The organism is Mycobacterium sp. DL99, from assembly GCF_004762045.1.
GTDB lineage: Bacteria > Actinomycetota > Actinomycetes > Mycobacteriales > Mycobacteriaceae > Mycobacterium.
Genome location: NZ_SJOM01000007.1, coordinates 1,040,786 through 1,056,045 on the forward strand (window position 1 = coordinate 1,040,786; position 15,260 = coordinate 1,056,045).

Annotated in this window: 17 protein-coding genes; 6 read left to right on the plus strand and 11 right to left on the minus strand. The window is 66.0% G+C overall.

The window, feature by feature from the left end:
• Positions 1–21 precede the first annotated feature (21 nt).
• Positions 22–837: a hypothetical protein gene (locus EYZ64_RS05120; RefSeq protein WP_135452392.1), complete on the minus strand. Its 816-nt coding sequence runs from the start codon at positions 835–837 to the stop codon at positions 22–24.
• A 96-nt stretch (positions 838–933) separates the two neighbouring features.
• Between EYZ64_RS05120 and EYZ64_RS05125 the strand changes: the two genes are divergently transcribed.
• The gene (locus EYZ64_RS05125; RefSeq protein ID WP_135452394.1) at positions 934–1,653 is read left to right on the plus strand and encodes a response regulator transcription factor; all 720 of its coding nucleotides are present in this window, start codon (positions 934–936) and stop codon (positions 1,651–1,653) included.
• Positions 1,654–1,682: 29 nt separating this feature from the next.
• The gene (locus EYZ64_RS05130; protein ID WP_135452396.1) at positions 1,683–3,116 is read left to right on the plus strand and encodes a sensor histidine kinase; all 1,434 of its coding nucleotides are present in this window, start codon (positions 1,683–1,685) and stop codon (positions 3,114–3,116) included.
• Here EYZ64_RS05130 and EYZ64_RS05135 read toward each other — a convergent pair.
• On the minus strand, positions 3,076–3,492 hold the full coding sequence (locus tag EYZ64_RS05135; RefSeq protein WP_167857710.1) for an HIT family protein: 417 nt from the start codon (positions 3,490–3,492) through the stop codon (positions 3,076–3,078). The two genes, EYZ64_RS05130 and EYZ64_RS05135, sit on opposite strands and share 41 nt — an antisense overlap.
• 154 nt (positions 3,493–3,646) lie before the next feature.
• On the opposite strand from EYZ64_RS05135, the gene EYZ64_RS05140 reads away from it, so the two are divergent.
• Positions 3,647–4,615: an acyl-ACP desaturase gene (locus EYZ64_RS05140; RefSeq protein ID WP_135452401.1), complete on the plus strand. Its 969-nt coding sequence runs from the start codon at positions 3,647–3,649 to the stop codon at positions 4,613–4,615.
• A 7-nt stretch (positions 4,616–4,622) separates the two neighbouring features.
• Here the strand turns inward: EYZ64_RS05140 and EYZ64_RS05145 are convergent, their stop codons facing one another.
• The 9 genes from EYZ64_RS05145 to EYZ64_RS05185 all read right to left on the minus strand — a co-directional run bounded on the left by EYZ64_RS05145 (position 4,623) and on the right by EYZ64_RS05185 (position 11,979).
• On the minus strand, positions 4,623–5,450 hold the full coding sequence (locus EYZ64_RS05145) for an SDR family NAD(P)-dependent oxidoreductase (protein ID WP_135459822.1): 828 nt from the start codon (positions 5,448–5,450) through the stop codon (positions 4,623–4,625).
• A 29-nt stretch (positions 5,451–5,479) separates the two neighbouring features.
• Positions 5,480–5,905 carry a nuclear transport factor 2 family protein gene (locus EYZ64_RS05150; RefSeq protein WP_135452403.1) on the minus strand — a complete coding sequence of 142 codons (426 nt, stop codon included), beginning with the start codon at positions 5,903–5,905 and terminating at the stop codon, positions 5,480–5,482.
• A 74-nt stretch (positions 5,906–5,979) separates the two neighbouring features.
• Positions 5,980–7,113: an NDMA-dependent alcohol dehydrogenase gene (locus tag EYZ64_RS05155; RefSeq protein ID WP_135459823.1), complete on the minus strand. Its 1,134-nt coding sequence runs from the start codon at positions 7,111–7,113 to the stop codon at positions 5,980–5,982.
• Between the two features lie 93 nt (positions 7,114–7,206).
• Positions 7,207–7,746 carry a nuclear transport factor 2 family protein gene (locus EYZ64_RS05160; protein WP_135452405.1) on the minus strand — a complete coding sequence of 180 codons (540 nt, stop codon included), beginning with the start codon at positions 7,744–7,746 and terminating at the stop codon, positions 7,207–7,209.
• Between the two features lie 2 nt (positions 7,747–7,748).
• Complete coding sequence (gene fdx, locus EYZ64_RS05165) at positions 7,749–7,955, minus strand: ferredoxin Fdx (RefSeq protein ID WP_135452408.1); 207 nt, start codon at positions 7,953–7,955, stop codon at positions 7,749–7,751.
• A 10-nt stretch (positions 7,956–7,965) separates the two neighbouring features.
• Positions 7,966–9,324: a lanosterol 14-alpha demethylase gene (gene cyp51, locus EYZ64_RS05170; protein ID WP_135452410.1), complete on the minus strand. Its 1,359-nt coding sequence runs from the start codon at positions 9,322–9,324 to the stop codon at positions 7,966–7,968.
• Between the two features lie 8 nt (positions 9,325–9,332).
• Complete coding sequence (locus EYZ64_RS05175; RefSeq protein ID WP_135452413.1) at positions 9,333–10,142, minus strand: SDR family oxidoreductase; 810 nt, start codon at positions 10,140–10,142, stop codon at positions 9,333–9,335.
• Between the two features lie 26 nt (positions 10,143–10,168).
• On the minus strand, positions 10,169–11,371 hold the full coding sequence (locus tag EYZ64_RS05180; RefSeq protein WP_135452415.1) for a cytochrome P450: 1,203 nt from the start codon (positions 11,369–11,371) through the stop codon (positions 10,169–10,171).
• Positions 11,368–11,979, minus strand: coding sequence for a TetR family transcriptional regulator (locus EYZ64_RS05185; protein WP_135452418.1), 612 nt, complete (start codon positions 11,977–11,979; stop codon positions 11,368–11,370). The genes EYZ64_RS05180 and EYZ64_RS05185 overlap by 4 nt, the downstream gene beginning before the upstream one ends.
• Positions 11,980–12,167: 188 nt before the next feature.
• Here EYZ64_RS05185 and EYZ64_RS05190 point away from each other — a divergent pair, with 188 nt between their 5' ends.
• From EYZ64_RS05190 to EYZ64_RS05200, 3 genes are read left to right on the plus strand one after another with little or no spacing between them, the layout of a single operon-like run.
• The gene (locus EYZ64_RS05190; RefSeq protein WP_135452420.1) at positions 12,168–13,637 is read left to right on the plus strand and encodes an aldehyde dehydrogenase; all 1,470 of its coding nucleotides are present in this window, start codon (positions 12,168–12,170) and stop codon (positions 13,635–13,637) included.
• An 18-nt stretch (positions 13,638–13,655) separates the two neighbouring features.
• Positions 13,656–14,408 (plus strand): SDR family oxidoreductase, encoded by a 753-nt coding sequence (locus EYZ64_RS05195; RefSeq protein ID WP_135452422.1) that lies wholly within the window; start codon positions 13,656–13,658, stop codon positions 14,406–14,408.
• The gene (locus tag EYZ64_RS05200; RefSeq protein WP_135452424.1) at positions 14,405–15,253 is read left to right on the plus strand and encodes an NAD(P)-dependent oxidoreductase; all 849 of its coding nucleotides are present in this window, start codon (positions 14,405–14,407) and stop codon (positions 15,251–15,253) included. The genes EYZ64_RS05195 and EYZ64_RS05200 overlap by 4 nt, the downstream gene beginning before the upstream one ends.
• The last annotated feature ends 7 nt before the right edge of the window (positions 15,254–15,260 follow it).

Here is a 15,260-nt window from a genome sequence, read left to right on the forward strand (position 1 = left end):
AACGCGCCCTAGCTTAGCGGGTCAGTCGTCGGCGTCGATAACTCGCTGCGAGGCGACCGGCCGTGGGGAGGTCCGCCGGGACGAGCGTCGCGGCAGCGGGATGCGGTCGGCGATGTTGCTCAGTGGATTGACCACCTGGCTCAGCGTGATAACGGCGTCGTGCAGTGCGTCGATCGTGGGGGCCAGGGCCTCGAGCCCGGGTGCCAGTCGATTCAGGGTGTCGGCGACGTCGGCGAGTTTGAGCAGCGGGCCGTCGGGATCGGTCAGGGTGTCGAGCAGGCCGCCCTCGGCCAGCAGGCGGTCGGCCACCCCGTCCTCGCGCAGCACCCGCTCGAACAGTCCGTCGTTGGCCAGCAGTTGATCGGCCAGCCCGCCCGGCGCGATCACCCTGGACACCGCGCCGTCCTCGGTGGTCAGCCGGTCCAGCAGGCCGCCTTCCAGGGTGACCTGATCCACCAGGCCTCCGGGGGCCACCGCCCGGGCCACCGCGCCGTTGTCTGCGGTCAGCCGGTCCAGCAGGCCGCCCTCGGCCGTCAGCTGGTCGACCAGCCCGCCCGGCCGCAGCAAACGGTTGATCGGGCCATCGGGCGCCAGTGCCCGACCCAGCGGCGCGTCGTCGTCCAGCAGCCGCGCCAACCGGTTCGCCCGCTCCACCGCATCGTCGATACCGAACAGTGAGGCCATCGATGACCTGCCGTTGAGCGGGTTCGCATCGGTGAAGCTGCGCTGCACCGCATTGAGGGTCTCGTTGGCGATGCCGAGTCCGGCGTCGGCCACGGCCAGCCCGATTCGCACGGGCGCGGTAGCAACCTGGACCAGCGTCTTGCCGAGGTTCATGGGCGTCAGTGTAGTTACCCGCGTCACAGCTAAACTCACAGGAAGTGCACAGCGTGCATGCAGGTTGAGTTCAAGAGGCACCATCAACATCAGGGAATGGCCATGCCTGCAGTTCCTGAGAGCGTCCCCGAAGCCCGGATCCTCGTCGTCGACGACGAGGCCAACATTGTGGAGCTGCTGTCCGTCAGCCTGAAGTTCCAGGGTTTCGAGGTCCACACCGCATCCAATGGCGCCGCTGCCCTCGACAAAGCGAGGGAAGTCCGCCCCGACGCGGTGATCCTGGACGTGATGATGCCCGGCATGGACGGCTTCGGGCTGCTGCGCCGGCTGCGCGCCGACGGCATCGACGCGCCCGCGCTGTTCCTCACCGCCCGCGACAGCCTGCAGGACAAGATCGCCGGGCTGACCCTCGGTGGCGACGACTACGTGACCAAGCCGTTCAGCCTCGAAGAGGTCGTCGCTCGGCTGCGGGTGATCCTGCGCCGGTCCGGCCGGGGCGTCGAGGAACCCCGCAATGCCAAGCTGTCGTTCGCCGACATCGAGCTCGACGAGGACACGCACGAGGTGTGGAAGGCGGGCGAGCCGGTCTCGCTGTCGCCGACCGAGTTCACCCTGCTGCGCTACTTCATCATCAACGCGGGCACGGTGCTGTCGAAGCCGAAGATTCTCGACCACGTGTGGCGTTACGACTTCGGTGGCGACGTCAATGTCGTCGAGTCCTACGTGTCCTACCTGCGCCGCAAGATCGACACCGGCGACAAGCGCCTGCTGCACACGCTGCGCGGGGTCGGTTACGTTTTGCGTGAGCCGCGCTGAGGTCCGTTCATCGGCGGCATACTTTTGGAGTGTTTGACCGGGTAGAGCGGCACGGTGTGCCGTTGCGGGTCGGACTGGTGGCCGTCGCACTGGTTCTGGTGGCGTGCGGACTGCTGGCCTCCGGCGTCGCGGTGACCTCGATCATGCGGCACACCGAGGTGAGCCGCATCGATCAGACGCTTCTCGACGCCGCGGGAAGCTGGGCCCAGGAGCCGCGCCAACTGCCCATGACCCCCCTGGAGGGGCCGAACCCAGCACGCCCGCCGTCGAACTTCTACGTCCGCGGCGTCGATCAGGACGGCCGGACCTGGATCGCGATCAACGACCGCGAGGCCGAACCCGCACTGCCCGACGACAACAACGTCGGTCCGGCGCCGGTGACCGTCAAATCCGTCGGCGATTCCGACGTGCAGTGGCGGGCCATGACCGTGGAGGGCCCCAACGGTGAACTCACCACGGTCGCGATCGACCTGTCCGACGTGCAGTCGTCGGTACGCGCGTTGATCTGGTCGCAGGTCGGCATCGGCACGGTGGTGCTGGTGGTCCTCGGCATCGTCGGCTACGCCGTCGTGCACCGCAGCCTGCGCCCACTGGTCGAGGTGGAACGCACCGCCGCGGCCATCGCGGCCGGCCAGTTGGATCGTCGTGTCCCCGAACGGGATCCGCGTACCGAAGTGGGGCGGCTGTCTTCGGCACTCAACGGCATGCTCGCGCAGATCCAACGGGCGATGGCGTCGTCGGAAGACTCCGCCGAGCAGGCGCGCACCTCCGAGGAACGGATGCGCCGCTTCATCACCGACGCGAGCCACGAGCTGCGCACCCCGCTCACCACGATCCGCGGATTCGCCGAGCTGTACCGCCAGGGGGCCGCCCGCGACGTCGAGATGCTGATGGGCCGGATCGAAAGCGAGTCCCGGCGGATGGGCCTGCTGGTCGAGGATCTTCTGCTGCTGGCCCGCCTGGACGCGCAGCGGCCGCTGGATCAGCATCGGGTCGACCTGTTGACCCTGGCCACCGATGCCGTGCACGACACGCAGTCGATCGCCCCGAGCCGTCGGGTGCGCATGGAGGTGTTCGACGGCCCCGGGACCCCCGAGGTGCTCGGCGACGAGGCCCGGTTGCGCCAGGTGCTGAGCAATCTGGTCGCCAACGCGGTGCAGCACACCCCGGAAACTGCCGGGATCACGGTGCGGGTGGGCACCGACGACGACCACGCCATCATCGAGGTGTGCGACGAAGGGCCCGGCATGAGCCAGGACGACGCGCGCCGGGTATTCGAACGGTTCTACCGCGCGGATACCTCACGCACGCGCGCGAGCGGCGGCACCGGGCTTGGCCTGTCGATCGTGCATTCCCTGGTGCTGGCCCACGGCGGCACGGTCAAGGTCACCACGGCGCCCGGTCAGGGCTGCCGGTTCACCGTCAGCTTGCCGAGGATTGCAGAGCTGCCAGTGCGGCTTTGATCTTCGCCTGCGCCGCGTCGAGGGATTCGGCCGACGGGTTGTGATCGACGTGAGCGAAACCGAAGTCGGCGAGGTTGTAGGCCGGGAACACGTGCACATGCAGGTGCGGCACCTCGAGGCCGGCGATGATCACGCCGGCACGTTGGGCACCGAACGCCTGGCACACGGCCTTGCCGATCAGCTGTGACACCTCCATCACCCGGCTGAACACCGCGGGTTCGACGTCCTGCCAGTTGTCGATCTCGGCCCGGGGAACCACCAGCGTGTGGCCCTGCGTCATCGGTGCGATGGTCAGGAACGCGACGATCTCATCGTCTTCGTAGACGAATCGCCCGGGCAGTTCTCCGTTGATGATCTTCGTGAAGACGGACGCCATGGTCGCAAGCATAGTGAGCGCCCGATCTGGGCCCGCTGAGAGTTTGGCGCTGCCCGTGGAGTCGTCGTTGAGGCCGATCGTGCTCTATCTTTGCTGGATGGGCGGGGGATTTTAGCTAGTCCGATGTGGTCACATATCGGCTTTAAGGGGATTCATGCAGCAGGAGCTGACCGATGCGGTTTTGCAGGCTGAGCTGGAGCAGATAGCCGAGGTAAACCTCAACCGCCACCTGGCCACCACCAAGGACTGGTATCCGCACGATTACATCCCGTGGGAGTCGGGCAGCAGCTTCGCCGCCGCCGGTGGCAAGGACTGGGATCTAGAGCAATCGCAGCTGAGCGACGTGGCCCGGGCGGCGATGATCACCAACCTGCTCACCGAGGACAACCTGCCGTCGTATCACCGTGAAGCTGCCGGAAGTTTCTCCCAGGACGGACCCTGGGGAGCCTGGGTGAATCGCTGGACCGCCGAGGAGAATCGGCACGGCATCGCGATTCGGGACTATCTGGTGGTCACCCGCGGCGTCGATCTCGTCGCGCTGGAGCAGGCCCGCATGGAGCACGTGACCAACGGCTTCACGTCCACGGACGAAGAGCGGGCGATGCACAACTCCGAATTCCTGATGTCGGTCGCGTACGTGACCTTCCAGGAGCTGGCCACCCGGGTCAGCCACCGCAACACCGGCAAGGTCTGTGACGATCCGATCGCCGACCGGCTCCTGCAGCGCATCGCAGCGGACGAGAACCTGCACATGATCTTCTACCGGAACATGTGCGAGGCCGCCCTCGACCTTTCGCCCGACCAAGCCCTGGACGCGGTCGGCGCTGTCGTCGAGAACTTCCGGATGCCGGGACAGGGGATGCCGGACTTCCGCCGCAACGGTGTGTTGATGGCCAAGCACGGGATCTACGACCTGCGCCAGCACCTCGAAGAAGTGGTCATGCCGAACCTGCGCAAGTGGCGGATCTTCGAGCGCGATGACTTCAGTGCCGCCGGTGAGGCCCGTCGCGATCAGCTGGCGGCGTTCCTGGAAGACCTGCAGACAAAGGTGGTCAAGTTCGAGGAGCAGCGTGATCGGCTGCTCGCGCGCGAGGCCGCCAAGCGCGAGCGCGAAGCGTCCTGAACTCCGGTCACGTCCCGGAGATGGTCTCGTGCAGTTCCTCGACCGTCCACGGCGGCGTGCTGTTGTGGTCCCGGAACCCGATGAAACCGGTTGAGGGCCGGGCGAATTCGCCGATGAACCCGCCCGCCGCGATGAAGATGCGGCCGGTCACGTCTTGGGCCTGGTCGCTGACCAGGTACGCGTAGGTCGGGGCCACGTATTCCGGCGGTGCCGCATCCAGCGCGCCCTGCATGCTGACGTCGTCGAGCAGGCCGCGCCGGTTGAGTTCGGCGATGTGCTGCTCATAGTCCGATCCGGTGGAGAGCCGGGTGCGGGCTCCCGGGCACACCACGTTGGCCCGGACCCCGTGCTCCTTGAGCTCGGCGGCGATGGCCAGCGTCAGTCCGTTGACCGCACCCTTGCCCGCCGGATAGCCGCTGCCGCCGTAATCGCCGAGGAAGGCGAAGGAACTGGTGTTGACGATGGTGCCGCCCCCTTGGGCCACCATCTTCGGTGCGACCGCACGGCAGGTCTCGAACACCGTGCCCAGGTGCGCGTCGAGCAGCTCGCGAAATTCGGTGCTGGTGACATTCAGAATGGAAGACCCGGCCGGTTCTGCGGTACCGGCACAGTTGACCAGGATGTCGACGCGGCCGAACTCGGTCACACAGGTGTCGACGAGCGCGTCGGCCACCTGCGGGTCGGCGGGTGAACCGGCGTGGGGGACGCCGGAAATCCGCTGTGCTGCAGCGTGTGCTGCGTCGGCGTCGCGTCCGTTGACCACCACGCCCGCACCCTGGGCGGACAGGAGTTCGGCAACGGCCAGGCCGATGCCGCGGGTGCCGCCGACCACGATCGCGCCGCGGCCGGCGAGCGCGCCGCTGGTCAGTTCTCTTCCTGCGCGAAGACCATGGCTTCCAGGTTCCAGTAGCCGCGCAGGTTGGTGATCAGGCCTTCGTCGTTCACCTTGTAGGTGAAGACACCGCGCACGGTGGCGGTGAACCCGTTGGGAAACTTGGTGCGCAGCACCAGGATGTAGGCGATCTCGTTCGGCGAGCTGGACGGGAACGTCTCCTCGCACGTGACGGTCAGCTCGTTGGGCCCGATGTTGGCGTCGTAGAAGGCGCCGAGGGCTTCCTTGCCGCGCACGCCGGTGCCGTCGGGGTTGGTGACGGCCTCGCCGATCGGGTCCTCGACCAGGATGTCATCGGCCATGAGGGCCAGCCAGCCCTCGCGGTCACCGGATTGCACGCATTTCCACGACGACCGCGAAGCGACGACGACAGGTGTCTCAGTGGATGTCTCGGTCATGTGTTCCTTTCACACCGAGTTGTGGAGCCGCGGCCGTTCTCGCTACGGCTGCGGCTCCACAAAACGCAGAGTGGTTACCGATCGGCGTCCGTGTAGCGGATGACGCCGCGGATGTTGCGACCCTCGAGCATGTCGGCGTAGCCGTCGTTGATCTGCTCGAGCTTGTACTGCCGGGTGACCATGTCGTCGAGGTTCAACCGGCCCGCCTTGTACATGCTCAGCAGCTGCGGGATGTCGTGGTGCGGGTTGCCGCCGCCGAAGATGGTGCCCTGCAGGCGCTTCTGCAGCAGCGTCAGCATCGACAGGTTGAGCTTCACGTCGTTGCTGGCCATGTTGGCGACCGCGGTGGCGACCACGGTGCCGCCCTTGGCGGTGATGTTCATGTAGTGGTCGATGTCCTCGCCCTTGAGCTCACCGACGGTGACGATGGTCTTGTGCGCCATCCGGCCGTGGGTGACCTCGGCGACGCCTGCCATCGCCGAGAAGATGTCGGGGTAGGCGTGGGTGGCACCGAACTTCAGCGCATTGTCACGCTTGAACTCGACCGGGTCGACGGCGAAGACGTTGCGTGCACCGGCGGCCAGCGCACCCTGCAGGGCACCGGTGCCGACACCGCCGACACCGACGATCACGACGTCGTCGCCGGGGCGGACGTCACCGCTGCGCACGGCCGAGCCGTAGCCGGTGGTGACACCACAACCCACGAGGCAGGCCACCTCGAACGGGATGGACGGATCGATCTTCACGACCGAGCTCTTGTGCACCACCATGTACGGGCTGAACGTGCCCAGCAGAGTCATCGGGATGACGGGCTGGCCGGTCTTGACGGAGTGGATGCGGTGGGTGCCGTCGGAGACGGCGGTGCCGGCCAGCAGGCCTGCGCCCAGATCGCACAGGTTGCGCAGGCCCTCCTGACACGCCGGACATTCACCGCAGGACGGGATGAACGACAGCACGACGTGGTCGCCGGGCTGGATGTGGTCGACGCCCGGGCCGACCTCGGTCACGATGCCGGCACCCTCGTGGCCGCCGAGCACCGGGAACCCTGCCATCGGGATGTCGCCGGTCACCAGGTGGTGGTCGGAATGGCACATGCCCGAGGCTTCCATCTGAATCTTGACCTCGTCCTTGACGGGGTCACCGATCTCGATCTCCTCGATCGTCCACGGTTGGTTGAACTCCCAGATGAGAGCGCCTTTTGTCTTCATCGACATGTGCCTTCCACTAGAGCCGGTGATCACAGACTAGAGCCATTAGTTGCATGCGTCACACCCACCCCCAAGCAACCGCTTGGCAAGGGACTACCAGATCTTCACCGGGGCTTCGCCGAGCGGGTAGTAACCGGGCAGTTTCTCGCCGGCCACCGAACGCTCGATGCGCTTCTGCATGGTGGGGGTGAGATCGCCAGAGGTGATCAGATCCATGAACGCCTTCTGGACGTGGCCGAAATCGAAGAAGTCCCGCTGCCACTCGATGAGCAGCTCGTCGTTGAGCCGGAACCAGCTGCCTCCGATGCCGTAGATCTCGCTCGTGGTGCCGTCGCCCTTGTTGGCGATCTGTTTCCAGAATCCGACGATCTCGTTCTGCTTCTCGTCGATCAGCACCCGCTGGTACTCGTAGACCCAGTTCTCCAGGCCCTCCATCTCCAACCCCAGCGCCACGTCGCGGATCTCGTCGCGGCCGACGCACATCACGTCTTCCTTGGGGCCGATGTTCCAGCCGTAGGTGGCATCTTCGGTGTAGAAGTCGGCCAGCGGCTTCCAGTCACCGGCCGTCTCGGCCTCCTGGTTGGCCTTGAGCCAGCGATCCGACCAGGCTTCCAATTCTTCGCGTGACGCCATTGTCATTCCTTCTCTTTGATGAATAGTGCTTGGGTGGGACACATCTCGACGGCCATCTCGACGGCTCCACGGAGCTCGTCGGGTGGCTCATGATCGAGGATCTCGACGGTGCCGCGTTTGGGAACCCGGAACACGTCCGGGGCTTCGAGCTCACACATGGCGTGGCCCTGGCACAGATCCTCATCGACCTCAACGCGGTAGCAACCCATGGGTGCGCTCCTAAACCCGCTTCCGGTAGCGAACCTTGGCCGGCCGGGCCAGCTGCACCACCATCTTCGAATGGTCGTTCTGGTAGGTCTCGGGCGCCTGTGCCATCTCGAACTCGTACTCGCGCAACAAGACCGAGAAGATCGCCTTGATCTGCATCTGGGCGAACGCCGCCCCGACGCAGCGGTGCTTGCCGGCCCCGAACGGGATCCAGGTCCACCGGTTGATGAGGTCTTCCTGGCGCGGCTTCTCGTACCGGTCGGGGTCGAAGGCATCCGGGTCGGGGAAGTCCTCGGGGATTCGGTTGGAGATCGCCGGTGAGGCCGCCACCATCTGGCCCTTGTGGATCGGGTGGCCGGCCACCTCGAACTCGTCCTGGGCCACCCGCATCAGGATGATCAGCGGGGGATGCAGCCGCAGGGTCTCCTTGAGCGCATTGTCCAGGTTCGGAATCTGGCGCAGCGCATGGAAACTCACCTCTTGGCCGTCGGCGTAGAGGTCGTCGAGCTCCTGTTGGACCTTGGCGTAGAAGTCCGGATGGCGCAGCAGTTCGATCAGCGTCCAAGACGAGGTCCCAGAGCTGGTGTGGTGGCCGGCGAACATCAGTGAGATGAACATGCCGGTGACTTCATTGGCCGAGAAGCGCGGATTGCCCTCCTCGTCCTTGATGGACACCAGCACGTCGAGCAGGTCCCGATCGCTCTTGTCGGTGGGCGGATTGGCGATCCGGCCGTTCATCACCTCCTGCACCAGCTCCACCAGGTTGGCCCGGGCCTCGTCGCGGATGCGGAAGCTCTCGATCGGCAGGTAGGGGTCGACGTAGCACAGCGGATCGGTGCCGCGCTCGAGCAGGTGGTAGTAGTTGGCGAACCGCGAATCGAGCTGGCTGCGGAACTTCTCGCCAATCAGGCAGGCCGTCGAGGTGTAGATGGTCAGCTCGGCGAAGAAGTCGAGCAGGTCGATTTCGCCGCTGTCGCCCCAGTTCTCGATCATCCCGCGGACCTGCCGCTCGATCGTCGCGGCGTGGCCCTTCATCTGCTCACCGCGCAGCGCGGTGTTGTGCAACATCTCGGCCCGGCGCTCCGGATCAGCGTCGAACACCACGCCCTCACCGAAGATCGGGGTCATGAACGGGTAGGCCTCGGCCTGGTTGAGGTCCGAATCGCTGGAGCGGAAGAAGAACTCGTTGGCCTCGGCGCCGCTCAGCAACAGGACCTGCTTGTCGGCGAGCTGGAACCAGCCGACGTCACCGCACTCCTCGCGGATGCGCTTCATCAGGCCGATCGGGTCGGTGCGGAACTCCTCGAGGTGGCCGTGTTCCTCGGCGCCTCCGGAGACGCGCTGTACTTCTTTGAGTTCGGAGCTCGTCATTTGCGTTCTCAGCCTTCCACTCTCAGCTTCTGGCGATCCGTGACGTCGGCCAGCGGCGCCTCGGGCTGAATCTCCAGTTCGGCGATGAAGCCGCCGCGGGGGGTTTCCGCGACGAAGGTGATGGCCCGCGCGAGATCAGCTGCGCGCAAAAAGTAGTCGTGGCGGGCCTGACCCCACTTGGCCCAGTCCTCCAGCATCTCGCCGACCTTGTCCATCGGCGCGCTCCAGCCCATGGCGGTCTTGGTGGGCCCGGGATGGACGACCGAGGCGCGCACACCGGTGCCCTCCAGTTCCATCTGGAGGGTCTTGGCCATGCCCAGCAGGCCGGCTTTGGCGGCGCCGTAGCCGCCCATGTACGGCCGCGGCCGCAGGGACACATCAGAGCCGACGAAGATGATGTCACCGCGGCGGCGCTCGACCATGCCCGGGAGCACCGCGGTGGCAAGGCGGTTGGCGCCGATGAGGTGAATCTGGATCTGATTCTCGAACTCGTCGGTGCTGATCTCGTGGAGCTGGCCGAAGTAGGTGTCACCGGCACCGGCCACCAGCAGCTCGATGTCCCCGAGCGCCTCGGTGGCACCGTGCACGAACGACTTGACCGAATCGGCGTCGGTCACGTCGAGTGGGAGCGCAATCGCCTCGCCACCGTCGGCTTTGATCTTCTCGACCAACTCCTGGCATTTCTCGACGCGGCGTGCACCGAGGGCGACCGGGAAACCGTGTGCGGCCAGTTCGGTCGCCGTGGCGGCGCCGATGCCGGACGACGCGCCGGCCACGATGGCCGGTCGGCGGTCGGGATGGGGTTCGAAACGGGCCATTTAACGTGCCTTTACTGTGATGGGCTTCAACGGTGGGACACCGCAATGGGCAGGTGCGCGAATCCTCGTACGGAACTGGAATGCACTCGCACGGCCGCGGATTCATCCACTTCGTATCCGCGGATTCGCTTGAACAACTCGGTCAGCGCCACCCGTGCCTCCATGCGGGCCAGGTGCGCGCCCAGGCAGAAGTGGGCGCCACTGCCGAAACTCACCAGCTTCGAGCCGATGTCACGGCCGATCTGGTACTGGTCTGGGTTTTCGAAGACCCGCTCGTCGCGGTTGGCCGAGCCGGCCAACAGCACCAGCACATCTCCGGCCGGGACCGTGGTGTCGTAGAACGTCATGTCCTCGACGACCGCCCGGGCCAGGATCTGACTGGACGTGTCGTACCGCAGCGTCTCCTCGATCCACGGCTGGATCAGGTCGTGGTCGTCGAACACCGGGGCCAGCTGATCGGGGTTCTTGAAACCCCAATATGCGGCATTGGCAAGCAGTTTCGTGGTGGTCTCGTTGCCGGCGACCACCATCAGGAACAGGAACGCCATGATCTCGTCGTCGGTGAGCTTGTCGCCGTCGATCTCGGCCTCCACCAGCGCCGAGGTCAGATCGTCGGTGAGCCGCTTGCGCCGTTGTTTGACCATGTCGGCGTAGTAGACCAGCAGCTCGCCCGAGGCCGTGATGGCCGATTCAGGCACGTCGGCGATACCGTCCTCGCGGTGCATGACACCGTCGGCCAGCGCGCGGATGCGCACCCGGTCCTCAGCGGGCACGCCCATCAGCTCGGAGATGACGTCCATCGGCAGCTTGCCCGCGAAATCGTCGACGTAATCGAAGCTGTTGCTCTGCAGCGCCTCATCCAGATGCTGCACGGCGATCTCGGTGACCCGGCCCTCCAGCTCGCGGATGCGCCGCGGGGTGAAGCCCTTGGACACCAGGGTGCGAAGCCTCAGGTGGGCTGGATCGTCCAGTGCCAGGAACGACATGACCCGGTGGGCCTCGTCGTTGCGTGAGATCGGGTCCAGGGCGACACCGTGCTTGTTGGAGAGCGCGACGCTGTTACGGAATCCGGCGACCACGTCCTTGTGCCGGGACAGGGCCCAGAACTTCAGCTCGTCGTTGCGGTAAAGCGGGGCCTCGTCGCGCAGGCGGCGGTAGTACGGGTACGGGTCTTCGTGGAAGTCGTAGTCGTACGGGTCGAGGATCAGCTCGACTTCTCTCAAGGTCATTTGTCTTCTCCCAAGACGAGTCCGACCACGTAGGTCAATCGGTCGGCGATCTGGTGGTAGGTGAAGGCGCCGCTACCTGCATTGACCAGCGCGCCGAAGAACGTCATCTCCAGGGCGGAGACGATCCGGGAATCGGCATCGGGCCCGACGGCCGAACGGATGCGTTTGTGGATCTCGGCGCCGATGCGGTCCCGCACCTTGCGTACCGCCGGGTCGGTGCCGCCGCCCAGCAGGGCTGTGGTGCAGGCGGCCGCGACCTCGGGTTCGTCGGCGACGACGAGGGTCAGTGCACGCAACGCCTTGTCGACGCGGGTGGTCATGGAGTCGTTCACGTCGGTGAAGTACGGGCACTGGCGAACCAGGTCCAGGTACATCTCGGCGATCAGGTGGTTCTTCGACGAGAAGTACGTGTAGGCCGTGGCAGGTGCGACCCCGGCGCGTGCGGCGACCGCACGCACCGTCAGATCGGCGTAGGACGATTCGCGCAGCATCTCGGTTCCGGCGGTCAGGACCTTGCGGAAGGTCTCCTCCTGCCGGCGGTTGCGCGGCGCCTCCTTGCCTGGCTCCGGAGCTGGTTCTGTGACTGCGGACACCGTATCGCTGGACACATGTCCAAGTTATCGGACGATGCCGCAGTTGGGCAAGTGTGGACCGTGGAAGGCCATAATGAACTGCGCGTTCTGGTGTCGTCTGCGGTCCGATGGGGTACGCCCTTGCGGCTCGACATTGTCTGCGGCTATCGTTCGAGACGAGACAGCCGGACAGTTGTCCAGAATTCGTGAAGTGGAGTTCACCGATGCCGGTACTGGCCGATCGCCAGAGTCAACTGCTGATCGACGGCAAGCTCGTCGCCGGCGGTGGCGGAGCATTCGAGACCGTCAACCCCGCCACCGAGGAGGTGCTCGGCGTTGCCGCCGACGCCAACACCGAGGACATGGGCAATGCCATTAACGCCGCGCGTCGGGCCTTTGATGACACCGACTGGTCGACGAACACCGCGCTGCGGGTGCGCTGTCTGCGGCAGTTGCGTGATGCGTTGCGCGAAAATATCGAGGAATTACGGGAATTGACCATCGCCGAGGTGGGTGCCCCGCGCATGCTCACGGCCGGCGCGCAGCTGGAAGGTCCGATCGACGATCTGGCCTTCTCGGCCGACACTGCCGAGAGCTACGAGTGGACAACCGATCTCGGCTACGCCACCCCGCAGGGCATCCCGACCAACCGCAAGATCGCCCGGGAGGCCGTCGGTGTCGTCGGCGCGATCACCCCGTGGAACTTCCCGCACCAGATCAACCTGGCCAAGGTCGGCCCGGCGCTGGCAGCAGGCAACACCCTGATCCTCAAGCCCGCCCCGGACACGCCATGGGCGGCCGCGGCCATCGGTCAGATCATCGCCGAGCAGACCGACTTCCCGGCCGGGGTGATCAACGTCGTCACCTCCAGCGATCACTCGGTGGGCGCGTTGCTGTCCAAAGATCCGCGGGTGGACATGGTTTCGTTCACCGGGTCGACCGCGACCGGACGTGCGGTGATGACCGACGCGGCACTGACGCTCAAGAAGGTGTTCCTGGAGCTGGGTGGCAAGTCGGCGTTCCTGGTGCTCGACGACGCCGACCTGGCCGGAGCCTGCTCGATGGCGGCCTTCACGGTGGCCATGCACGCCGGGCAGGGCTGCGCGATCACCACGCGGCTGGTGGTGCCGCGGGCCCGCTACGACGAGGCTGTCGAGGCCGCGGCAGCAACATTGGGCAGGATCAAGCCCGGTGACCCGAACAGCAAGCGCACGGTGTGCGGCCCGCTGATCTCTGCCCGTCAGCGCGACCGGGTGCAGTCCTATCTGGATCTCGCTCTGCAGGAGGGCGGCCGCTTCGCGTGCGGCGGTGGGCGTCCCGCGGACTTGGACACCGGGTTCTTCATCGAGCCGACCGTGATCGCCGGCCTGGACAACGACGCCCGGGTGTCCCGCGAGGAGATCTTCGGGCCGGTGCTGACCGTCATCGCGCATGACGGTGACGACGACGCCGTGCGGATCGCCAACGATTCGCCGTACGGCCTGTCGGGCACCGTGTTCTCCGGCGACGACGCCCGCGCCCAGGCGGTGGCCTCGCGGATGCGCGTCGGCACCGTCAACGTCAACGGTGGCATCTGGTACTCGGCCGATGCACCGTTCGGCGGCTACAAGCAGTCCGGAGTCGGCCGCGAGATGGGCCTGGCCGGCTTCGAGGAATACACCGAAATCAAGTGCGTCGCGACGCTCGCGAACTAGACGACTGAGGAGATCTTGATGGGACAGTTCGACAACAAAGTGGCCATCGTCACCGGGGCCGGTGGCGGTATCGGCCAGGCGTACGCCGAGGCGCTGGCGCGTGAGGGCGCGGCGGTCGTGGTGGCCGACATCAACACCGAAGGCGCCCAGAAGGTCGCCGACGGCATCAAGGGCGAGGGCGGCAACGCGCTCGCGGTGCGGGTCGACGTCTCCGACATCGACTCGGCCAAGGACATGGCGGCGCAGACCCTTTCGGAGTTCGGCGGCATCGACTACCTGGTCAACAACGCCGCGATCTTCGGCGGCATGAAGCTCGACTTCCTGCTCACCGTCGACTGGGATTACTACAAGAAGTTCATGAGCGTGAACCTCGACGGCGCGCTGGTGTGCACCCGCGCGGTGTACCGCAAGATGGCCAAGCGTGGTGGCGGCGCGATCGTCAACCAGTCCTCGACCGCGGCCTGGCTGTACGCCAACTACTACGGCCTGGCCAAGGTCGGCATCAACGGTCTCACCCAGCAGCTGTCGCGTGAGCTCGGCGGGCAGAACATCCGCATCAACGCGATTGCGCCGGGTCCGATCGACACCGAGGCCAACCGGACCACCACCCCTCAGGAGATGGTCGCCGACATCGTCAAGGGAATCCCGTTGTCCCGCATGGGCCAGCCGGAGGATCTGGTCGGGATGTGCCTGTTCCTGTTGAGCGATCAGGCCAAGTGGATCACCGGCCAGATCTTCAACGTCGACGGCGGACAGATCATCCGGTCATGACTCAGCAGCGATACGGCTACATCGGCCTGGGCAACATGGGTGCCCCGATGGCCAAGCGCCTGGCCGAATGGCCTGGCGGGTTCACGGTATTCGATGTGCGCGCCGAATCCATGGAGCCTTTCGCGGAGCTCGGCGCGACGCTGGCGGACGACGTCACTGGTGTTGCCGATGCGGACATCATCAGTATCACGGTGCTCAACGACGAGCAGGTGCGTTCGGTGATCGCGGACCTGGCACCAAAGGTCAAGCCGGACACCGTGATCGTGATCCACTCGACGATCAGCGACACCACCGCGGCCGAGCTCGCCGAGCATTACCGGCCGCAGGGCATCCATATCGTCGACGCCCCGGTCAGCGGTGGCGGCGTAGCCGCCGAGAAGGGTGAGCTGGCCATCATGGTGGGCGCCGAGCGGCCCGTCTACGAGCGGATCAAGCCGGCGCTCAAGCAGTTCGGCTCGATGGTGATCCACGCCGGTGAGCCCGGCGCAGGCACCCGGATGAAACTGGCCCGCAACATGCTGACCTTCACCTCGTACGCAGCGGCATGCGAGGCGATGAAGCTGGCCGAGGCGGCCGGGCTGGACCTGGGTGCGCTGGGCCGGGTGGTGCGTCATACCGATGCGCTGACCAGCGGGCCGGGCGCCATCATCGTGCGCGACAACATGGCCGAGCTGACCCCGGATCATTGGCTCTACGATGCGTTCACCCACACCCGCGGACTGGGGGAGAAGGATCTGAGCCTGGCCCTCGGACTGGGTGACGTTGTGGGAGTGGACCTTCCGTTGGCCCAGGTGGCCTTGCAGCGGCTCGCAGAGGGCCTCGGCGTACCGCACAAGAACGACTAGGAGAACT